Origin of the sequence: Pyruvatibacter sp. (assembly GCF_040219635.1) — a bacterium.
Lineage (GTDB): Bacteria > Pseudomonadota > Alphaproteobacteria > CGMCC-115125 > CGMCC-115125 > Pyruvatibacter.
Genome location: NZ_JAVJSC010000009.1, coordinates 49,241 through 70,683, shown reverse-complemented (window position 1 = coordinate 70,683; position 21,443 = coordinate 49,241). Strand labels below are relative to the sequence as shown.

The window sequence follows — 21,443 nt, the reverse complement described above, 5'->3', positions numbered from 1 at the left end:
TGTTTGCTCGCTGTGTCCACTTTGCCGGCGATAGCGGCAGAAATGGACAACATGATCCTTAGCCATGTCTCGGTGGAGCGGCTGGAGTATCGTGTTCAGGATGGTGATGATGTGGGCTTTGTCGAGGGAGACCTTGTCATCGGCAATGACGACCACAAGGTTGTGCTGGGCATTGAGGCGGAGCGGAGCGTCAGCGGTGGCGGGTTCGAAAGTTCGGAAGTCCATCTGCTATACCGGCGACCGATCTCCGACTTCTTCGATGTCCAGGGTGGCCTGCGCCACGATCTGGCGCCGGACCCGGAGACCACGCACCTGGTACTGGGGGTAAGCGGCCTGCTGGAGCAGTGGATCGAGTTCGAGGGCAATGTCTATCTGTCAGATGATGGGGACGTGTCGTTTCGTACGGAAGCTGAGACCGAAATCTTTTTGACCCGCCGCATCTTCGCGCAACCCCTTGTGGAACTGGACATCAGCGCCAGCGAGAACCAGGCGCGTGAGGTGGGGCCGGGGTTTGCGAAAATTGAAGCCGGCCTTCGCTTTCACTATGTGGTCACGGGCGGGTTCAATCCCTACGTTGGCGTCAATTACGAAGCCAAGCTCGGAGAAACTGCGGATTTTGCCCGCGCACATGGCGAAGACCCGGATGCGGTGTCCTTTGTGGCGGGAGTCCGTTTCGCATACTAGCTTTGCGTTTTGGCTAGCTTCGCGTTTTGGGCATTTGCCCTGAACGGCGGACAGGGTTAACACATGCTTAATCCTGTCCGCCTAGCGTGGGCGTTGTGAGTAGCGGCGATGCCTAATCCGTTTAAGTATTTGGCCCTATCGGTCATCTGGGTTTATAGGAACGTCGTGTCGCCCCTGTTGGGCCCGCGTTGCCGTCATCTACCCACCTGCTCTGACTATGCGCAGGAGGCGATTAACCGGCACGGGGTTTGGCGGGGAGGCTGGCTGGCCGTATCGCGCATTCTGAGGTGCCATCCGTGGGGCACACAGGGGCTTGATCCGGTGCCGGAGAGTTTGGACGCACAAAGCGTTTTCACTCCCTGGAAATACGGGCGCTGGACCGGCGCTCACATTCGGGAAACATTCCCGGACAAATAGGTCTTCATAGGAGCTCTGGTTGCTCCATTTTTTGATAACGCTCTCGGGCTTACCTGCATTGTGTGCAGAGAATGAGGAGGAGAGGGATGGTCAAGCTGACGCTCCCCGATAAATCTATTCGCGAATACTCCAATGCCATTACGGGCCTTGGTCTTGCGGAAGACATTTCAAAATCACTGGCCAAGAAAGTCGTCCTTATTGATGTGGACGGCGCGCTTTGGGATCTGACGCGGCCGATTGAGCATGACGCAACGGTGCGTCTTGTCACGCGCGATGAGCCTGAAGGCGTCGAGGTCATCCGCCATGATACGGCGCATGTGCTGGCGGAAGCGGTGCAGGAGTTGTTTCCCGGCACGCAGGTGACCATCGGGCCGAACATCGACAACGGTTTTTTCTATGATTTTGCCCGCGAGGAACCGTTCTCGACGGATGACTTTGAAAAAATTGAAAAGCGCATGGCGGAAATCGTTGATCGCGATGAGCCGATCACGCGCGAGGTGTGGGATCGCAATGAGGCGATTGAGCACTTCAAGTCGATTGGCGAAAGCTACAAAGCCGAAATCATTTCGGACCTGCCCGAAGGCGAGGAGATCACGGTCTATCGTCAGGGTGAGTGGAAAGACCTGTGCCGCGGGCCGCATCTGCCCTCCACGGGACGTGTCGGCAAGGCCTTCAAGCTGACCAAGCTCGCCGGTGCCTATTGGCGTGGTGACAGCAACAATGCGCAGTTGCAGCGTATTTATGGCACCGCATGGGCCAACGAAAAAGACCTCAAGCATCACCTCCAGATGCTGGAGGAAGCTGAAAAACGTGACCACCGCAAGCTGGGCCGCGAAATGAACCTGTTTCATTTTCAGGAGGAGGGGCCAGGCTCCATCTTCTGGCACCCGCATGGCTGGCGGCTGTTTACGACGCTCATCGACTATATGCGCGATCAGCAGGAGCTGGCGGGCTACCACGAGATCAACACACCCGATGTGATGGACAAGTCGCTGTGGGAGAAGTCAGGCCACTGGGAAAAGTTTGGCGAGAACATGTACACGTCGGTAACGCCCGATGACCGCACGTTCTGTTTGAAGCCGATGAACTGCCCCGGCCATGTGCAGGTGTTCAAGCATGGCCTCAAGAGCTACCGCGAACTGCCACTGAAGTTTGCCGAGTTCGGCAAGGTGCATCGGTATGAGCCATCAGGCGCGCTGCACGGCATGATGCGGGTACGGCATTTTACGCAGGACGACGCACATATTTTCTGTACGGAAGATCAGATTACGGACGAATGTGTGACGGTCACAAATCTCATCTTGTCGATCTACCGTGATTTCGGTTTTGAGAACGTATTGCTCAAGTTCTCTGACCGGCCTGAAAAGCGTGTTGGCTCGGATGCAATATGGGACAAGGCGGAGGCAGCGCTTAAAACCGCGATTGATGCGACGGGGCTGGACTATGAGATGAACCCGGGCGAAGGCGCGTTTTACGGGCCGAAGATCGAGTTCGTGTTGCGCGATGCCATTGGCCGCGACTGGCAGTGCGGCACGGTGCAGGTTGATTTCAATCTGCCCGGTCGGCTTGGAGCATTCTATATCGGCGAAGACGGTAACAAGCATGAGCCGGTGATGATCCACCGGGCGCTGTTCGGGTCACTTGAACGGTTCACCGGCATTCTGATCGAGCATCATGCGGGACGGTTCCCGCTGTGGCTGGCGCCGCTGCAATGCGTGGTGGCAACCATTACGTCGGATGCGGACGAATATGGCCGCGAGGTTGCCGAGGTTCTCAAGCAGCATGGCCTGACAGTTGAGACTGATCTGCGCAACGAGAAGATCAACTACAAGGTGCGTGAACACTCACTGGCCAAGGTTCCTGCCTTGCTGGTGGTTGGCAATCGCGAAGCCGAGGAGCGTACGGTTGCCATAAGGCGGCTTGGCTCCAAGGACCAGACGGTGATGCCGCTTGAAGAAGCTGCCAGGGCGCTGGCTCAGGAGGCACGTCCGCCGCGTGCAGCGTCTGTTGCCGGTGCTGCGGTGGCTGCCGAGTAGGCTGCACCTGCGCGAAAAACATGAAGGGCGGCGCAGCGATGCGCCGCCCTTTGTTTTTGGGCTTGGGTCACGTCAACACCATCCGTATCTGCGGAGCCCATACCCCCGGATCATGTGCGGTGCACCGCAATTTGCGTCACGCGGCGCGCACCTGTTGGATGAACGCGCTCATGCGGTCGCGCAGGGCGTCGCCTTGCTCGGCCAGAGCGTTGGAGGATGCCAGAAGCTGCGTCGAGGCGGCAGAAGCCTGTTGTGACGCCTCGCTCACCCCCTGCACGCTGGAAGATACTTCCTGGGTGCCTGCCGCGGCCTGCTGGGCGTTGCTGGCAATCTCGTTTGTTGCAGCGGTTTGTTCTTCAATGGCAATGGCAATCGCCTGGCTGATTTGTGTTACCTGCGCGATGACATCACGGATACCGCTGACGGCAGTAACAGCCGTCTGGCTTTCCGTCTGCACGCCGGCAATCTGTTCGCGGATCTGCTCGGTGGCCTTCTGGGTCTGGGTGGCGAGGGTTTTCACTTCGCTGGCCACTACGGCAAAGCCCTTGCCGGCTTCACCGGCACGGGCGGCTTCAATGGTTGCGTTGAGGGCCAGCAGGTTCGTCTGTTCGGCAATGTCCTGAATGATTTTCAGCACGTCACCAATCTGGTTGGCTGCAGCTGACAGACCGGTGATCTGACCAGCGGCACTTTCCACGCTTTGCGCGGCCTGTTCGGAGACATCGCGCGAGCGCATCACCTGCTGCTGCATTTCCGCAATGGATGCAGACATTTCTTCGGTTGCCGATGATACCGTTTGTACGTTTACGGACGATTCTTCGGCGGCCGCAGCAACAGTTGCGGACTGGGCTGTGGTTTCCTCCGCGATGGCGGAAACGCCCTGTGCTGTGTCTTTGAGGTCTCGCGCTGTTGCGGCAACGGCTTCAACCACCTCACCAACGGAGGCTTCAAACTCGTCGGCCAGTTTGTTCATGGCGGCGCGTTTTTCGTCGGCCTCGCGGGCGATGCGGGCGGCATCTGCCGCTTCCATTCGCTCAACTTCCTGGCCGTTGTCCCTGAAAACCTCGACGGCTGCCGCCATGTCGCCAATTTCATCGGCGCGGTTACGGCCGGGGATGTCGGTGGCCCAGTCTTTGTCGGCCAGCTTTTTCATGCTGTGCGTCATGGCGGTGATGGGCCGCGATACGCTGCGGGCGACCAGAAGGCCAATGACGACAGAAGCGAGCGACACGACAAGTCCTGCAACCGCAAACACCCACATCAGCCGGAAAACACCTGCCTCTGCTTCGGCTATTTCCTGCTCAGCGACCACCGCATAGGTGGTGCCGTTGAACGCAAGTGGCGCGTAGGCAGCAAAGGTGGCGTTTCCGGAGAAGCCCTGCGATGTGGTTATCCCCTGCTCACCGTTCAGCGCTGCTGAAACTGCCGGGCTGTTGACTGACCGCGCCAGCGTCGTTTCTTCCTCGATGAAACGTGACTGGGTGCGCATCAGATTGTCGCTGCCCACCAGATATGTTTCGCCGGTATTACCAAGTCCCGTCGTGTCGCCGAAAATTGTGGCAATTCGCGCGACCGGCATCTGGAAGGCAACAACGCCCAAAAGCTGACCGTCGCGGCCATAGACCGGCGAGCCGATGAAACTTGCCGGTACGTTGGCGGAAGGAGTATAGGGCGCGAAATCCACAAAATGTGTCTGCCCGCTCGTCTTTGTCTTTGCGCCACGGAATACGTCACCCAGGCCTGAGGCCGCCCATTGGCCGGTCATCAGGTTGGTGGCGTAGTCGTTTTCCTTGAATACGGAATACACAAGGTCGCCGTTTGTGTTGAACAGGAACACATCATAGTAGCCGCGCGTTTGCTGCAGCTTGCGGAACCAGGGGTGAAAATAGGCGTGGGTGTCATTGTAGAGCGATGGGCCGCTGGCAGCGTCCAGTTTTTCCTTTTCGCCAAGGGGGTGGGGGTTGTCGGCAATGTACGCCGCCTGCAGTGCCTGTGTTTGGCCGGTCCCCAGATCAGCCCATGCATCGTCAAATGATACGATCGCGTCGGCGATCATGTCGTTTGAGGCGAGCAACGCAATTTCTTCGTTTATGCCTTCAAGGTAGCTCTTGATTGTTTGTGCCCGGTTGAGCGCCACCACCTTGAGCTCTTTTTTCACCACCGCGTCAATTTCGGTGCGCGATCCAAAAAAGCCGAGCGTGCTCATGATGATGGTTGCAGCTACTGCAAGCCCGATCATGACCAAAGGCAGCTTGTGCGCCAGTTTCAGGGACGACAGTTTGAAGAATGACATGGTGTGATCCGCCGCGATCTGATGGGTGAGAGTATGAAGATGCTTGTTTTCTGGGGCAGACCGTATTCACTTCAACTTAAGGGAGAGTGAATGCGGCGCACGCTAAAAAGTTGTACCGGACAAATGCATCCGTTTCCGTTAACGTTTGTCCGGGTGCTGCATTTGGATACGGGCTGATCAAACCATGCGGATTTCAGGCTTCAGGCTGGCTGGTTTTGCCGGTGTTGTTGTGGCGGGCTTTTGGGGGTTGCCGGCATCTGCTCAATCGACGGCGGTGCCGCCACAAGCTGATGGTGTGGAGGTGGCACAGGTTGCCCCTTCAGCTTCGCCGCGCTCGTGGCGTTTGTTGCGGGACCGGTGGACGGCGACCGACGAACAGGCCTATTCGGATTTTATTACCGCCATCGGCGAAAGTGATTGCCGCACCACGGACCAGTGCCTCAAGCACGCGGCCAATGTGTATCGCGGGCGCAACCCGCGCGGTGTCAACTTTTATGCGGATTGTGCGGATCTGCCCTACACGCTGCGGGGCTATTTCGCATGGATGAACGGGCTGCCGTTTGCCTTTGCGTCGGCTGTTGCGCCCAACAGCTATACGCGAGATGCGCGCTATGTGGCATCGGGCAATCGCATCATTGAAAAAACGGTGGTTGTGAACTGGCCTGGCCAGTCGCCCATGGACGGGCCGGACATGCTGAGGCGGGTGTCCAATTTCGTGTCCACGGCGATGTATCGCTACGACCCCGAAGAAACACGCGGCCTGAAGGCTGACCACTATTCCACCAGCATCGACCCGCGCTCTATCCGTCCGGGCACCAACATTTATGATCCCAACGGGCATGTGGCTGTCGTGTACCGGGTCGATCCCGACGGGCGCATTCACTACATTGATGCGCACCCGGACAATTCAATCACGCGCGGGGTCTATGGCCGCAAGTTTGTGCGTGCCCGGCCGACCATGGGGGCTGGCTTCAAGAACTGGCGCCCGGTGCAGCTTGTTGGGGCCACTCGCGCGGCGGACGGCAGCCTTGTGGGCGGGCGTTACGAATATACAAGCAATGCCGAACTGGCCGATTTTTCGGTTGAGCAGTATTTCGGCAATGACACAGTGAACAAGCGCCAGTGGCAGGGCGGCACATTTGCCTATGATGGCCAGCGGCTTGATTACTATGACTGGGTGCGCAACGCGGTTGCGGGCCGCAGCCTTGTGTATGACCCGCTGGTGGAAACCCGCAACATGATGCGTGGCCTGTGTGATGACCTGACTTACCGCGTGTATGCGGTGGAGGAGGCGATTGCCGCAGGCATTCATAGCAAACCGCAGCCGTCGCGGTTGCCTGAAAACATCTATGGCACCAGTGGCGAGTGGGAGACCTATTCCACGCCGTCGCGGGATGCGCGGCTGAAGACGTCCTTCGTTGAACTGCGTGATGAAGTGGTGCGGTTCGTGGGGCTGGTCGAGGCGGGCAGTGATCGTGTGAAGTATGATGGTACTGACATTCGCGCAGATTTGCTTCGTGTCTATGATGCAGAAGCAGCGGCATGTTCCATCGCCTATACGAACTCGGCAGGGCAGGAGATTTCGCTTGGCTTCGACGATGTGCACGCGCGCCTCTTCGACCTGTCGTTTGACCCCTATCACTGCGTTGAGCGGCGCTGGGGGGCATCATCGCGGGAGGAACTGGCGTCGTGTCGTGATGGCTCCGAAAAACGTGCGTGGTATGAAGCGGAAGCGCGGCTGCGCAATCAGACGGAACGCACATATGATGTGCGGATGGATTTCTCGCTGGCGCAGTTGCGCTCCGGCGTGAATGGTTCGGGCGTTGACGCGCCGCCTGACACTGACGTTACGGCGGTGCTGACCGCACCCCCCACGCAGGTGCGCGCTGATTTGCGGCAGGCGATTACGGAATAGTTGCCGTCAGATACTTGCGGGCCTGTGTCCAGCCGCTAGGTTGGTCCGGTTCGCGAATTGATTTCTTTCAGGTGTCTTGATGTCTGCCGACAACGCGTTTTTGCATCTCCTCAAAACCCGTCGCTCTGTTGTGGTCCGTGACATGGGGCCGGACGGGCCTGATGCCGTGCAGCTCCACAACATTTTGAGCGCAGGCCTGCGCGTGCCGGATCATGGCAAGCTGGGGCCCTGGCGGTTCATTGTATTCGAGGGTGAGAACCGCAGGCAGTTCGGCGGCGTTCTTGAGGCGGCCTATCTGGCATCCGGTATGCCTGATGAAGACGAACGACGGCAATTCGAGCGTGAGCGATTTCTCCGGGCACCTGTCGTTGTGGCGGTGATCTCGGTTGTGACGCCGGACAGCAAGATCCCCGAATGGGAGCAGGTTCTGTCATCGGGCGCTGTGTGCCAGAACATGCTGTTGGCGGCCACATCCATGGGGTTTGCCGCACAGTGGCTGACCGAATGGTATGCCTATGACCCGATGGTGACGCAGGCGTTGCGATTGGGTGCCACGGAGCGGGTTGCGGGGTTCATGTATTTTGGCTCGGTGGCAACGCCGCCGCGTGAGCGCGTGCGGCCTGAACTGGAAGACCGCGTATCGCGCTGGCGGCCTGAACTCTAAACGCTCTATTGCGTGTGAGGGTAGTGGTCAAACAGCGCGCGTTCACGCCGCCAGGCGTCATACAGGTTCCAGATGGGCGGCGGTGTAAAGCCGCGCTTGCGGTTGCGCGCGCCGATTTCAAACAACATGCGGTTCTGCTCAAACAGCGTTGCGTAGGCTTCGCGCAACGTGGTTTTGCGGTCCCATATGTGGGTTGCCTCGCCACCCGCGCCGTTGATTTCGATCAGCTTGAAGCCTTCGCCGCGTTGCAGTTTTTCAATGCTGTCAAAGCGCAGGTCGAAGCGGCCGATGTAGAACTCGGGAATGCTGCGGGCTATGTCGTCAAATGCCTGCTCCATGGCGGGCGTGATGAAGCGGGCACCGTCGCGGAAAATGGTGCCGCGTGAATGGCTGCCTGCAAAAGCCAGCCTGAACGGTTCGCCATACGGCAACACGATCGAGAGACGGTGTGCGTGGCGTGGCAGATAGATGTGCGGCAAACGCCCCGCGCGCGGGTCCACCTCAATGAGTTGCCGCAGGGTTGATGTGCCATCACCAATCACATGGGGAAAGTATTTGAGCGTCAGCGAGAAGATGCGGCCTTTGTCCTCGCCCGGCAGACGGATGTAAAACACGCCGGCCTCTGCCTCATGCTCGATCATCTCCTGCAAGATCAATGTCGCGCCATCGGGGAAACCGCTGATATAGGCGGACAGGTCGTCCAGCGTGCGCACCGGACGTACGCCAACGCCCCGACAGCCGATGTCCGGCTTGGCGACCACCGGCAGGGTTATGTCTGCATCGCGCATGGCCGCCAAAGCTGCATCAAGGTCATGGCTCAGACTTTCCGGGTCGGCTGCGCGCCGGGAACAACTGCGCGTCAGCGATACCCATCGTGCCATCGCATCTTTGGAGGCGCCTTCCAGCACATTGAAAATCTCGACTTTGCTCTCACCTGCCATGCCGCCATCGGGGAAGGTGGGGTTAGCAAGCAGCGGCAGGCCGAGCCCGCGGTGTTTTAGGGCCAACCAGCACCACTGCAGCGCGATGGGTGCATAGAAAAGACGGCCGGGCCAGAACTCAAAGTGAGAGACCGGCGGTCCCGACATGTCGAGGGGTGGCATACCTACATGGATGGGTCTGTTGGGGGTGATGGTGCGCGCGGGCATGGGCGTGTTGCGTGCCTTAGCTGGGGTCGTGTGTGCCTGATTTGGCCGGTGTTACAATGCTGGTTTTTGTTCTGTCAGCAACCGGTATGGCATCCTCGACCATACCGGTTGCATCGGGCGTGTTTCCACCCGACGCATATCTGCGGGCAATTCTCTGGGTTATGCGCGGCAACACAATGGCGGCGGCAATCACAAGTGCGGCAACGCCCCAGCGCCACGGGCCAAGCTCGTCCAGCACGGTTTCACCCAGTATGGCGATGATGCTGTAGAGCGCGGTTGCCCAGCCGGCGGCAAGCACCGCTGCATACATTGCAAAGCGGGGGAACGGGATGCCGAGAAAGCCGCTGGCGGTGTATGTCGGCAGCCGCATACCGGGCACGCAGCGGGCGCCAAACAGCGTGACGAACAGTGACCCTTCCAAAAAGGCCTTGCCGCGCATGATGCGGTGCTCCGATACGAAGCGGCGCGCGCGCGGCCAGCGGGCAGCGAGTGCGCCAAGCCCGTAAAGCCCCAGATCGCCAATCATGATGCCGCAGTACAGCGCAATGAGTGCGCTTGCATGGGGGATAACCCCTTGGGACGCCAGCAGTGCGGCGGCCACGGTTGCCGCATCTTCCAGAATGAACGTGCCAAGCACGATGGCGATCAGCACCAGGTACTGGCTGTCGGCCACGCTTTGGAACAGGGCCAGAAGGCCTTCGTAGGACAGGTCCATAAATGGTCCGACAGCAGGAGTGAATCAGGTCGCGGATACCTTACCGCGCGCGGAGGCATGATCGCCCCATTGTCTTTAGTTAATTGTTACTGCGCGCTTTCGTGCACAAAATTGGCAGAGGATAGGGAGTCTTGCTGCGCGGCGTGCGCGCCTGCTTGTGCCGCACGCGCAATGGCCATGTCAATTTCAGGCTTGGCGTTCCATGGCAGAAAATGGTTCTGACCTTCCAGCACCGTCACGCTCAGGGGCGCGTTTTTCATGTGGGCTTCCGCGAACGGGACGTTTTGAAACGGTGTCAGATTATCATCGGTGCCATGCACAATTTCGACGGGCATGGCGAGGGACGCAAGGCGTGGGGCAAGAGATATGAGTTCCTGCCTGAGCGCCAGCAGCTCATGGTTGGCATTGCGCAGGGCGCGGGGCAGCAGATGACGCACGCCCCACCAGTTGCCGACGGATTGCATGACATGCACCTTTTCAAGCGCCGGGTCGAAGGCGCCGGCCACCATGACGAGCGCCCGCACTCTTGTGGGGAACAGAACACCGAGCATGGCAGCAACAGGAGCACCCAGCGAGTGCCCCACCACGATCGCAGGGTTGGTTTCATCTGCCAGCAAAGGGGCCAGCGCGCGGGCGTGTTGTTCCAGTGATGTGACAGCTTGGGTCGGGCCGCTCTGGCCAAAGCCCGCGCGGTCCACGGCGATGTATTCATAGGTCTGTGGCACGTCCGTCAGATATGCCTCCCAGGCTCCCGCAGACCCCGGTGTGCCGTGGATGAAGATAACGCGAGTGCCACCCGGCGTGCCTGCCCGCTGTGCAGCCATTGTGGTGCCGTTCCAGGCATATGAAATGTGGTCCGCCGCCCGCGCTGGCTGCACGCCGGCAAACTGCGTGGCGCCCGTAAGGCTCGCGGCAAGCAGGCTTAGAGTATGCACCGCCTGCGACTTACGTTTGCGTGTGGATGCGGCGTCGGGATTGTGCCGGACAACGCGGCGAACCGGACTTGAGCCTGAGGCTGAGGCTGAGTGGGAGCCTAGCCGGGAGCCTTTCTGGCGCTGTTGAGGGCGAGGCATATCCGCCCGATATCAGGCTGGTCCGCCGGGCAGGCCGCGAATTTCGCCATCTTCCCCGCGCACCATGGCGCGGCTCTGGCGCAGGGCTACGGCGTGACCGGGCATTTTGTCTTTTGGCTTTTTGCCGTCGGCTTTTTTACGGCCGCCTGAAAATGCAGCAATCGCAACGACCAGTGACGACACGCCAAATACAATGGCAGCTGCCTGACTTGTTTGCAAAATGAACAAAGTACCCGCGACGCCAAGTGCGCCCACAACCGCGAATACAATCAGCTTTGTGCGCATTGTTGCTCTCCTGTGTGCCGTCTCGCCTGTCTCATGCGCAGGTGAGCATGACAGCGCCACGCGCGCAAGCTGGTGTCGGCGCGCAGATCGGGTGTGTGCGTTTGCTGCAGGCGGTGCGAACGGGCGTGTGATAGCGTGCGGCATTCATCCATCCGGCACCTGTTGCCTGATATCCGTTATCCAAGACTGCGTTTTCCCAATGGCATCTCCCTCACAAAGCGGCACACGCCTTACGCTGTACCGCGCCCATCTTGGCGAGCTTGTGCGCCTTGCTGCGCCCACCATGGTGCAGCGCGGTGGCGTGCTCACCATGTCGGTTGTGGACACGATGATGGTGGGTAACTTCTCGTCACAGGAACTGGCCTATCAGGCCATCGGCCATGTGCCCTACGCGTTTGTGATGTTGTTTCTGCTTGGCGGCATCATGGGACAGCTCGTGGTGACGTCCAACGCGTTTGGTGCTGGTACCTACAAGGAATGTGGCGCCGCGTGGCGGCGCGGGGTGCCGTATGCTGCGGGCATCGGTGTGGTGGGGTTTGCGTTCTGTCTGTTTGGTGGACCGCTGCTGGCGCTGACCGGGCAGAGCGATGATCTGGCGCGCAATGGCGGCGAGGTCTCGATCGTGCTGGGCGTGGCGTTGCCGTTCCTGCTCATCACGGTGGCAGGCGGATATTTTCTCGAAGGCATCAAGCGGCCCCTGCCGGGCATGATTTTGATGATCGCGGCCAACCTTCTCAATGTGTTGCTCAACTGGGTGCTGGTGTTCGGCATTGGCCCGTTTGAGGCGATGGGGGCTGTCGGCTCTGCCATTGCCACTGCCAGCATCTGGGCGTTTCAGGCGGTGCTCATCAGCGCGTATATCTGGCATATGCGCGACGGGGCGCAGTTTGGCCTGCGCGAAAAGGTGGCTGACACCTGGGCGGGCTTCTGGCGCAGTGGCGCGCGGCAGCGCGGGCTGGGCTATGCGGCGGGTGCGAGCCTTGGCACGGAAAACGCGGCATTTTCGGTCATGCAGTTGATGGCGGGGCTGATGGGCGCCATCGCGCTTGGGGCTTATGCTGTGACGTTCAACGCATTTGCCGTGGCGTTCATGGTGTCCATCGGCATCGGTACGGCAACAGCAGTGCGCGTTGGCTTTTACTATGGTCAGCGCGACAAGCGGCAGATGGCGATTGCCGGGTGGACGGGGCTGATGTTCAACCTTGCGGTCATGACGGTGCTCGGCGGACTGCTGATTGTCTTCGCGCATCCCATCGCAAGTGCCTATGGCGAAGATGCAGAGCTGATTGCGCTTGCCGCTGTGCTGCTGGCGTTCATCGCCGTCATTCTGCCGCTCGATAGTGCGCAGGCGGTGATGGCCAGTGCCTTGCGCGGCATGGGTGAAACATGGGTGCCCACGGGCTTTCACCTGATTTCCTATTTTGGAATCATGGTGCCGCTGGCGTGGTTGTTCGGCCTGCACTGGGAGCGGGGGCCATGGGGCCTGCTGGAAGCCATGCTGGTGGCCAGCGTCATATCGGCGCTGCTTATCAACCGGCGGTTCTGGGTGTTGTCAAAACGAGGCGGGGCAGGCGGGCTGGCCAACTAACCAACCGCACCCGCCCCGTTTTTTTATCACGCCTGAGGCTGAGGATTACTCAGCGGCAGTGGAAAATTTTTCATCCAGTGTTGCCTGAACGGGGGTTTCCACAGCCTGTGTCACAACAACTGTTTCAGCTGCGATTTCAGTAACCGGCGCCACTTTCCCCGCGGCGTGCCCGGCTTTCGTTTTCGCTTTGGCCGCAGGCTTTTTCCTTGCAGCCGGTTTCTTTTTTGTGGCCGTCTTTTTTGCAGATGTCTTTTTCGACGCCGCCTTGCGCTTGCGCGGCTTGGCGCGTTTGCTGGACAGTTCGGCGTTGAGTTTCGACTGCGCCTCTTTCAGGCGCCTGTGGTGCTCAAGGGCCTCTGCTGCCTGAAACGCCTGAAACTCCATCTTGGCTTCAAAGGCTGCTTCCAGTTCGTCAGCGGCATCGCGCACCATCTGCGCCATGGCTTCCACGTCGGGCACAGCTTCGCGGTCTGCCATCAGGCCGAAGTCGATCGAGTCCATGTAGCTGGTAACCGTAATGTTCAGCGCCTGGCTGTGCACCAGCACCGACATGGGGTAGTTGGCAATCAGCTTGGCACCGTTGACATAAAGCTGTTCACGCGGGCCGGGTACGTTGGAGATCACAAGGTTCGCGGGCGGCGGCACGGTGCCGCCAAGGCCCACGGCGTTGGTGGCCAGCACCGCCCCGTTGAGCAGCAGCGAATAGTTGGTGGCTGCTTCACGCGAGAAGTGGTTGGCTTTTTCCTTGGCTGACTTCGATGAGCGCTTGATGGCCTCAAGGCGTTCCAGCGGATCGCTCACATCGGTTGCGAGCGTCGTGATAATCATCGAAATGGAGTTGCCTTCCTGCACCGCGTCCTTGGGGCGGACGGAGACAGGGCACATGGCCGTCAGCGGCATTTTGGGAAGCTGATTTTTGCTTTTCAGGTAGGTGCGCAGGGCACCGGCGCTGATGGCTAGCACCAGATCATTGACCGTTGCGTCCAGATTGGTGCCCATATCCTTGATGCGGCTCAGGGACAAGGTGGCGATGCCGAACCTGCGGTGTTTGCAGATGGTGGTGTTGAACGGCGTCTTGGGTGCCTGAAACGGCAGTGGCGCTTCGCGCTTGTCGCCGGACAGAATGTGGAACCCGCCGCGCAACAGGCGTCCGCCGAGCTCTGTGACCGTGCGGCCGGTTGTTGCAGCACCTTCCACAAGCTGCGCTGCTGACAGGGTAGCCTGAGAAATAATGTCCTGCTTGTGCGCCGCCGCGGCGACCGGCAGCTTGTGCTGCTTCTTTGTGGGTATCTGCCAGAAGCCCTTGTCCATGCGCTGACGCGGTGAGTTGGACAGGGTTGCGCTCAGCATCGACATGGCAGCGACACCGTCAACAACCGCATGATGCACCTTGATGTACTGGGCTACCCGATTGCCCTCGATGCCTTCAATGCAATAGCACTCCCACAGCGGGTGGTTGCGGTCCAGCCGCTGGCCGTGCAGGCGCGATACGAGGTGGGTGAGCTGTTCCATCGTGCCGGGGTCGGGAAGGCGGATGAAACGGACGTGGTAGTCGATGTCGAAGTTCTCGTCCTCTACCCAACGCGGCGTGATTTCGAGTTTGGAGAGACTGCCACCCAGCTTGAGGTTGAACGGTTCCGCCGGGGGGACCGACATATCTATCCGGTCGAACATGTCCTGAAAGAAATTGCCCTTGTAGCGCGGCGGCAGCTGCAGGATTTGCAGGCCGGCGACATGCGTCGGGCTTTCGTCAGTTTCGACGGTAAGAAAGGCTGAATCCTGGATGTTCAAGCGGCGCATTGAGGTGTTCCCTATTGAAGAAGCGCAGTTCTGCTCGGCTTTTCAAATACACTAACGCCGGAAAGCCTTTGTTTCCAACCATTTACCAAAATGCTGCACTGCAATCCAGAGGGTTCCTCGCTTTTTCGCATCGCAAATGCGCGGGTCAGTCCTGCGACACGCGCATGAGTGTACGGCGGGCCTGCAAAAGATGTGGCCGGTCGATCATTTTTCCGTCGAGCGACAGCACGCCGCGATCAGGTGCGGCCTCGAACGCTGCGACGATGGCACGGGCGTGGTCGATCTGGGCGGCGGAAGGTGTCAGCGCCGCATTGATGATGGGCACTTGTGCCGGGTGAATGGCCAGTTTGGCGTCAAACCCGTCGCGGACAGCCGCAGCCAGTTCGGCGCGCAAACCCTCATCGTTTTTGAAATCCGTATAGACGCCATCAAGCGCCAGCACACCGGCGGCGCGGGCAGCCGCCAGCGTCAGCGTGCGGGCGAGCCGAAATGTGTCGGTGTAGGTGCCGTCGTCGCGGCGATTTGACGTGGCGCCCAGTTCTGCGGCCAGATCTTCCGCGCCCCAGGAGAGGCCCGCGAGACGAGATGGGCTGTGGATGTAGCCATCCATGGCAAACAGAGCTGCGGGGGTTTCCGTTGAGACGGTCAGCACGCCGATGGACGATGGCTCAAGACCCGCATCGCGTTCCAACGCGTCCAGCATGTCAGACAGATCCTGCACACCTTCGGGGGTGGCTTTGGGCAGCATTACATAGTCAGGCGCTGCGGGCGCAATGGCGGCAAGGTCATCAGCACACCAGGCACCCTCCAGCGGGTTGATACGCACGACGATGATCTTGCCGGCACGGTCGCCTGAAGCAAGAAACGTTGCCGTGGCGTCGCGGGCGGCAGGCTTGGCGCTTTCGGCAACCGAGTCTTCGAGGTCGAGGATCAGGCCATCGGCGTCGCCCGCCAGTGCTTTGGCGCGTTTTGTGTCGCTGTCGGCGGGTACGAACAGGAGCGAGCGCATCAGGCAGTCCCGCTGTTGGGTTTCATCAGCATCAGTGCCTGACGGCGGCAGCGGGCCACTTCGTCGCCGTGCTGGTTGAAGGCTGCATGGTCAAACTCGACGATGCCCTGCGTGGGGCGCGACTTTGAGGCCCGTTTGGAGATCACGCGGGTTTGCACTCTTATGGTGTCGCCATGAAACACCGGCTTTGGATACACGACGTCCGTCATGCCCAGATTGGCCACTGTGGTGCCCAGTGTTGTGTCATGCACCGAAATGCCGATCATCAGGCCCAGCGTGAACAGTGAGTTGACCAGCGGTTTGCCAAACTCGGTCTGGGTTTGTGCATAGTGATGGTCAAGGTGCAGGGCGGCGGGATTCATGGTCATCACTGAAAACAGCGTATTGTCACTTTCTGTGATGGTTCGGCGGATGGGATGGTCAATCACCATGCCGTCCTCGAACTCCTCAAAATACAATCCGGCCATGTCCGCTTCCCTTGGTTTTTCATCGTGGTTTTGTTCGGCGCGGCATGACTGTAACTACGGGACGCTGTGAGGCGTCAACCGCGAACGGGCAGGAACGAGGCAAATGTTTGAACTGACTGACGACCAGCAGGCCATCGTCGATGCCGTTAACAAGGTATGCGTCGCTTATGGAGATGACTACTGGCTGGCGCGCGATACGGACGGCGCATTTCCGGATGCGTTTGTAGCCGACATGGCGGCCGGTGGCTGGCTAGGTACGGCGATGCCTGAAGTCTTTGGCGGGGCAGGGCTTGGGGTTACGGAAGCAGCCCTTGTGATGCACACGGTGGCGCGGTCAGGGGCGGGGTTTTCCGGCGCCAGTGCTATTCACATCAATATGTTCGGGCCGATGCCGCTGGTGGTCTTTGGCACTGACGCGCAGAAGCAACGCCACCTGCCGCCGTTGATCGCCGGGCGCGAGCGGTGCTGCTTTGGTGTGACGGAGCCAAATGCCGGGCTGAACACCACGGCGATTGAAACGCGGGCGCAGCGCCACGGCGATCACTACATCATCAATGGCCGCAAGATGTGGACCAGCACCGCGCAAAGTGCGTCGAAGATTCTGCTGTTGGCGCGCACCACGCCGCTGGCTGATGTGCGCAAGCCCACGGACGGCATCAGTCTTTTTTACACGGACATGGACCGCACGGCGGTGGATGTGCATGTGATCGAGAAGATGGGCCGCAAGGCGGTGGACTCAAACGCACTGTTTATTGATGGCCTCAAAGTGCCGGTGGATGATCTCATCGGTGAGGAAGGCCGGGGGTTTGAATATCTTCTGCATGGCCTCAACCCGGAGCGTATTCTGATCGGTGCGGAAGCTGTGGGGCTGGGGCAACTGGCGCTGGAGCGTGCGGCAACCTATGCCCGTGAGCGCGAAGTGTTTGGCCGCCCCATCGGCCAGAACCAGGCGATACAGCATCCGCTGGCCGATAGCTGGGCACAGCTTGAAGCAGCATGGCTGATGTGCATGAAGGCGGCATATTTATATGACGCGGGCAAGCCGTGCGGGGCGGAAGCCAACGCTGCCAAATACCTGTCAGCCGAGGCTGGTTTCACCGCGTGCGAACGCTCGGTGATGACCCACGGCGGCATGGGCTACGCGAAGGAGTTTCACGTCGAGCGCTACCTGCGCGAAGTGATGATCGCCCGCATCGCACCCGTCAGCCGGGAACTCATTTTGTCGTTCCTGGCCGAGCGGGTGCTTGGGTTGCCCAAGAGCTATTAGCCCCTGACTATGCAGCGCCTTCGTGCTGGCGCTGCCAGTTTTCCAGATAGTCACGGCTGGCCTTGTAGGAGTCGAGACCCCACCAAATGACAGCAACCGCAATGACAAGAATTGTTGTGGCAACAATCGCCAGCGACACGTTGAGCATCGTGTCGTCGGCAAACCAGAAGTCTGTCACCAGTGCGATGGCGGTTGGGCCAAGACCAAGTCCGATGATGGTCACCACAAAAATCATGAAGGCCGACGCCTGTCCGCGCATCTGGTTGGGCATGATTTCCTGCACGCCAGAAGGCCCGGCGCCGGTGCAGAATGTGGCAAAGAACGTGGATGGTGCGATCAGGATCATGGCCAGCGTGGCGCTTTCCACAAACGGGTAGGCCACGGTGAAGGGTATGGCTGCCGCTGCGCCATACAGCAGCACGCGCAGCTTGCCGTCCTTGTAGCCGATGCTTGTCAGCTTGTCGGCCATCCAGCCGCCGGTCACAACGCCCGCCGTGCCGAACACCACGACGACGAGGCCGTAATAGATACCGGCTTCGCCCGCTGTCCAGCCGTGGGTGCGGATGAAGAAAGTGGGGATCCACGCCGATACGCCATAGGCCATCATGGCGCACAGGGCGTAACCCACATGGTGCGAGAACAGCGTGCGTGAGTTTGCGCGCATGTATTCGACAACATCCTTGACGGGCACGGAGGCAATCTTCTCGTTGCCATCGGCGTCAATAGTTTTGCGCACATGGCCACGGCGGGCGGGTTCCTGCAACGTGAGTGCCCACAAGGCCACCAGAATACCCGGCAGACCGACCACAAAGAAAACCACCTGCCATGCATACACTTCACCGACGATGGGCAGAATGGTGTGTTCGATGCCGGATACCGCAGAGACAACAACGCCGCCGATGACCAGTGCCAGGCCGGCGCCGATATAAACGCCCATGCCATAGACACCCAGCGCCGCACCGCGTTTGTCCGGCGGAAAATAGTCGGCCAGAATTGAATAGGCGGCAGGCGACAGGGCAGCCTCACCCACACCAACGCCCATGCGGAACAAGAACAACTGCCAGTATGTTTTGGCAACACCGCACAGGGCGGTCATGATGCTCCAGAACGCGATGCCTATGGCAATGATCCGTATGCGGTGTTGTACATCAACCATGCGGCCGATGGGCAGGCCGCAGATTGTGTAGAACAGCGCAAACGCAAAGCCGATGAGCAGGCTCATTTCGGTGTCGGATATTTCAAGGTCGCGGCGGATGGGAACCACCAGCAGGCTCAGTATCTGCCGGTCAATAAACGAGAACGTGTAGGCCAGCACCAAAACGCCAACCACGTACCAGGCATAGGCCCGGCTGGGGTAGGGCGGCTCATCGGCTGTGGGGGATGCATCATCGTGAATGGCGGGCGTTTGTGTGCCCGCTTCAATCAGGTCGTCGGCGATGTGATCTATCTCGTCGCGTCCGTTGGTGGACATGCGGCAGCCTCCCCCTTGATGTCGTTATGCCTGTGCGGCTTTTGTTACTGACACCTTAACGGCAACCGCTGCGATGCCAACAAGACTTATACGGGCTTTGCTGAGGCGAATTGGCACGCGGTTTGAAACGGTGTGGGCACAAAGGAGCTTCGTTATGACTGCTGTTGCCACCATTTCGCCTGCCCAGAGCACCACCAGCGTGGTGGCTGCCGTAAAGACGGCGGCCCTCTCGACGGGGACTGATTTTGACTATCTGCTGCAGACGGCGGTGCGCGAAAGCTCGCTGAAACCCTCGGCAAAAGCCTCTACATCCAGTGCTGCCGGGCTGTTTCAGTTCATCGAGCAAACATGGCTTGGCGTGGTCAAGCGGCATGGGGCCGAGTTTGGTCTGAGCAATGAAGCAGCCGCCATTGATACCGGCAGCAACGGGCGGCACAAAGTGACGGATCGCAATGCCAGGGAGGCAATTCTTGCCCTGCGGCATGACCCGGAAGTGTCTGCCCTGATGGCCGGGGCGCTCACCCGCGAGAGCCAGCAGGCGCTTGAAAACGGGATTGGCCGCGATGCAACTCCGGGCGAGTTGTACACGGCGCACTTCCTGGGAGCCGGTGGTGCAATCAAACTCATCAACACGGCGCAGAGCAATCCTGATGCCCGTGCGGCAGACATTTTCCCGGCGGCGGCCAAGGCCAACAAGTCGATTTTTTATGATCGCAGCGGCCACGCCAAAACCGTGTCGCAGGTATATGACCGGCTGACGCGCGAAACAGATATTGGCACCAAGGCTGAAGCAGCCATTGCGGCGCTCAAGACGGGCCCGCAGGATTTTGCGATGGCAAGTGTTGGGCAGCCTGTTGTGCATCAGCCCGCACCAACCGTCTCGCCGCTGGTGGTGCGTACCCAGAGCACGCCGCACAGCGGACGCAGCCCGCTGACGCTGACACTTGGTAGTGGGTTTGCAGGCGGCGGCGCTGCACCTTCCTCCATACCGGCATCGCGTCCGGCGCTGGTTCTGACACCTGCCGTCATGGAGGTGCTGGCGGCGCTTGACCCGCTGCCCGCCGTTAATGGCGACGACAAGAACGATGCGCGCCGTGATGCCAACAACGACGATTACAAGATTCCCGCGCGCGCGTTTAACGATGGGTATGTTGAAGCTCTGCGCGGCACACTCGCCTAGCGACATCCGCTGACGTTAGTGACATTTCCCCACACCCTTGCTTCCCCGCGGCTTGACCGCAGGGCCCAGGGCGTCTTCATGACGGCGTTGCCCTGTGGCTCTGGACCCCGCGGTCAAGCCGCGGGGAGGCATCGCGATAAAATTGGATGCTGCTAACGCCAGCTTTAGTTGATGGCGCCGGCTGCCTTTAGGGCTTCGACGCCTGCGTCGTCGTAGCCGATCTCTTTCAAAATCTCGGCGGTGTGTTCGCCGATGCCTGGTGCCGGGCCGCGCACGCGGTCCTCGGTGGTGCCGTCGTCGTTGGGCAGTCGAACGGGGCTGGCGACGGAGCGGCCCGTGCCGCCTGCGTGGTCGGGAATGTCAACGAAGGCACCTGCTGCCTGCGCCTGTGTATCGTCGGCCACCTGGGCGGGTGTTTGTACGGGTGCCCACACAACATCGTGCTCATCGAGGCGGCGGCCCCATTCCGCTATGTCGTATTTGGCAAACTCGGCATCGAGAATATGCACGAGCTCGGCGGCATTCTCACGGCGGGATTTGGCAGAGAGGAAACGTTCTTCCTTGGCCAGTTCGGGTTTGCCCAAAGCTGCGGCGATGGGGCCAAAAATATCGCCGGAGTGGCGCGTCAAAAGGCATAGCCATGTGCCGCATGCACACTGAAAAAAGTTGTTGAGGGCGTTCACGGCGAGTTCGCGCGACTTGGTGGAGGCAACGCGGCCGTAGCGAAGCTGGATCGCCATGTCGGAGGCGATGGAATAAATGCCGGTGCGCAGCAAGGATGCTTCAATCAGCCGTCCCTTGCCGGTGCGGGTGCGATCAAACAACGCTCCCAGAATGCCGTTGAGGGTCGCCATGCCGGTGGTGTGGTCGCCCAGGCCAACGCGCAGGGGGAACGGGTCCGTGCCTTTGGGGGCCGTGAGCGATGCAACGCCGGAGCGCGCCCAGAATGCTGCCATATCGAAGCCGGGGCGGTCCTGATCTTCGCCCTCAAGGCCATAGCCGGTGACGCTGGCGTAAATCAGTTCCGGCTTTTCCTTGCGCAGGGTTTCCCAGTCGAGGCCAGCACGTGCCAGTCCGCCGGGGCGCACATTGGTGATGAACACATCAGCCGACAGCACCAGTTTCCTGAGCGCTTCGGCACCCTTGTCGTTGCGCAGGTCAATGGCCAGGCCGCGCTTGCCGCGATTGTCCATGTCAAAAATCGGGTTGCCTTCAACGTTGGCGGCCGACACGTTTTTGAGCATTCCGCGAATGGCGTCGCCCTGCAGCGGTTCCACCTTGATGACCTCCGCACCCCAGTCCGCCATGATGCCGGCGGCGGCGGGTGCTGCAATGTAGGTCGCCAGTTCAACGACGCGGATGCCTTCAAGCATGGGTGTTCTCTCCGTAAAGCCTTTAGATGTGTTCGGGCGCGATCATCCACGCACGGGC

The 21,443-nt window shown here is 60.0% G+C and carries 18 protein-coding genes; 8 read left to right on the top strand and 10 right to left on the bottom strand.

All coding sequences use genetic code 11. From position 1 onward, the window contains the following. Positions 1 to 42 precede the first annotated feature (42 nt). The 3 genes from RIB87_RS12550 (at position 43) to thrS (ending at position 3,137) form a co-directional block, all read left to right on the top strand. The gene (locus tag RIB87_RS12550; protein ID WP_350147151.1) at positions 43 to 684 is read left to right on the top strand and encodes a copper resistance protein B; all 642 of its coding nucleotides are present in this window, start codon (positions 43 to 45) and stop codon (positions 682 to 684) included. Positions 685 to 792: 108 nt separating this feature from the next. After that, entirely contained in the window at positions 793 to 1,101 is a 309-nt protein-coding gene (gene yidD, locus RIB87_RS12545) for a membrane protein insertion efficiency factor YidD (RefSeq protein ID WP_350147149.1), read from the top strand. 86 nt (positions 1,102 to 1,187) lie between these two features. Beyond that, the gene (gene thrS, locus RIB87_RS12540; RefSeq protein ID WP_350147147.1) at positions 1,188 to 3,137 is read left to right on the top strand and encodes a threonine--tRNA ligase; all 1,950 of its coding nucleotides are present in this window, start codon (positions 1,188 to 1,190) and stop codon (positions 3,135 to 3,137) included. Between the two features lie 136 nt (positions 3,138 to 3,273). Here thrS and RIB87_RS12535 read toward each other — a convergent pair whose 3' ends face one another. Further along, positions 3,274 to 5,430, bottom strand: a complete 2,157-nt coding sequence (locus tag RIB87_RS12535) for a methyl-accepting chemotaxis protein (protein ID WP_350147145.1) — start codon at positions 5,428 to 5,430, stop codon at positions 3,274 to 3,276. Between the two features lie 184 nt (positions 5,431 to 5,614). On the opposite strand from RIB87_RS12535, the gene RIB87_RS12530 reads away from it, so the two are divergent. Further along, complete coding sequence (locus RIB87_RS12530) at positions 5,615 to 7,345, top strand: hypothetical protein (RefSeq protein ID WP_350147143.1); 1,731 nt, start codon at positions 5,615 to 5,617, stop codon at positions 7,343 to 7,345. A 79-nt stretch (positions 7,346 to 7,424) separates the two neighbouring features. After that, positions 7,425 to 8,009: a nitroreductase family protein gene (locus tag RIB87_RS12525; protein ID WP_350147141.1), complete on the top strand. Its 585-nt coding sequence runs from the start codon at positions 7,425 to 7,427 to the stop codon at positions 8,007 to 8,009. A 5-nt stretch (positions 8,010 to 8,014) separates the two neighbouring features. On the opposite strand, the gene RIB87_RS12520 is transcribed toward RIB87_RS12525, so the two are convergent. The 4 genes from RIB87_RS12520 to RIB87_RS12505 form a co-directional block, all read right to left on the bottom strand. Continuing rightward, on the bottom strand, positions 8,015 to 9,157 hold the full coding sequence (locus RIB87_RS12520) for a hypothetical protein (RefSeq protein WP_350147139.1): 1,143 nt from the start codon (positions 9,155 to 9,157) through the stop codon (positions 8,015 to 8,017). 16 nt (positions 9,158 to 9,173) lie between these two features. Further along, complete coding sequence (locus tag RIB87_RS12515) at positions 9,174 to 9,872, bottom strand: DedA family protein (RefSeq protein ID WP_350147137.1); 699 nt, start codon at positions 9,870 to 9,872, stop codon at positions 9,174 to 9,176. Between the two features lie 86 nt (positions 9,873 to 9,958). After that, complete coding sequence (locus tag RIB87_RS12510) at positions 9,959 to 10,945, bottom strand: alpha/beta fold hydrolase (RefSeq protein WP_350147135.1); 987 nt, start codon at positions 10,943 to 10,945, stop codon at positions 9,959 to 9,961. A gap of 12 nt (positions 10,946 to 10,957) precedes the next feature. Next, positions 10,958 to 11,230, bottom strand: coding sequence for a hypothetical protein (locus RIB87_RS12505; protein WP_350147133.1), 273 nt, complete (start codon positions 11,228 to 11,230; stop codon positions 10,958 to 10,960). Between the two features lie 199 nt (positions 11,231 to 11,429). Between RIB87_RS12505 and RIB87_RS12500 the strand changes: the two genes are divergently transcribed. Continuing rightward, positions 11,430 to 12,818 carry an MATE family efflux transporter gene (locus tag RIB87_RS12500; RefSeq protein WP_350147131.1) on the top strand — a complete coding sequence of 463 codons (1,389 nt, stop codon included), beginning with the start codon at positions 11,430 to 11,432 and terminating at the stop codon, positions 12,816 to 12,818. A 45-nt stretch (positions 12,819 to 12,863) separates the two neighbouring features. Here RIB87_RS12500 and RIB87_RS12495 read toward each other — a convergent pair whose 3' ends face one another. The 3 genes from RIB87_RS12495 to RIB87_RS12485 all read right to left on the bottom strand — a co-directional run bounded on the left by RIB87_RS12495 (position 12,864) and on the right by RIB87_RS12485 (position 16,094). After that, complete coding sequence (locus tag RIB87_RS12495; protein ID WP_350147129.1) at positions 12,864 to 14,618, bottom strand: WS/DGAT/MGAT family O-acyltransferase; 1,755 nt, start codon at positions 14,616 to 14,618, stop codon at positions 12,864 to 12,866. Between the two features lie 145 nt (positions 14,619 to 14,763). Further along, the gene (locus RIB87_RS12490; protein ID WP_350147127.1) at positions 14,764 to 15,627 is read right to left on the bottom strand and encodes an HpcH/HpaI aldolase/citrate lyase family protein; all 864 of its coding nucleotides are present in this window, start codon (positions 15,625 to 15,627) and stop codon (positions 14,764 to 14,766) included. Continuing rightward, entirely contained in the window at positions 15,627 to 16,094 is a 468-nt protein-coding gene (locus RIB87_RS12485; RefSeq protein WP_350147125.1) for a MaoC family dehydratase, read from the bottom strand. Before RIB87_RS12485 ends, RIB87_RS12490 begins: the two co-directional genes overlap by 1 nt. Positions 16,095 to 16,197: 103 nt before the next feature. On the opposite strand from RIB87_RS12485, the gene RIB87_RS12480 reads away from it, so the two are divergent. Further along, positions 16,198 to 17,361 (top strand): acyl-CoA dehydrogenase family protein, encoded by a 1,164-nt coding sequence (locus RIB87_RS12480; RefSeq protein WP_350147123.1) that lies wholly within the window; start codon positions 16,198 to 16,200, stop codon positions 17,359 to 17,361. A gap of 7 nt (positions 17,362 to 17,368) precedes the next feature. On the opposite strand, the gene RIB87_RS12475 is transcribed toward RIB87_RS12480, so the two are convergent. Then, positions 17,369 to 18,832, bottom strand: a complete 1,464-nt coding sequence (locus tag RIB87_RS12475; RefSeq protein ID WP_350147121.1) for a spinster family MFS transporter — start codon at positions 18,830 to 18,832, stop codon at positions 17,369 to 17,371. A 154-nt stretch (positions 18,833 to 18,986) separates the two neighbouring features. Between RIB87_RS12475 and RIB87_RS12470 the strand changes: the two genes are divergently transcribed. Beyond that, entirely contained in the window at positions 18,987 to 20,012 is a 1,026-nt protein-coding gene (locus tag RIB87_RS12470) for a lytic transglycosylase domain-containing protein (RefSeq protein ID WP_350147119.1), read from the top strand. A gap of 164 nt (positions 20,013 to 20,176) precedes the next feature. Here the strand turns inward: RIB87_RS12470 and RIB87_RS12465 are convergent, their stop codons facing one another. Next, positions 20,177 to 21,385 (bottom strand): CaiB/BaiF CoA transferase family protein, encoded by a 1,209-nt coding sequence (locus RIB87_RS12465; RefSeq protein ID WP_350147117.1) that lies wholly within the window; start codon positions 21,383 to 21,385, stop codon positions 20,177 to 20,179. Positions 21,386 to 21,443: the final 58 nt, after the last annotated feature.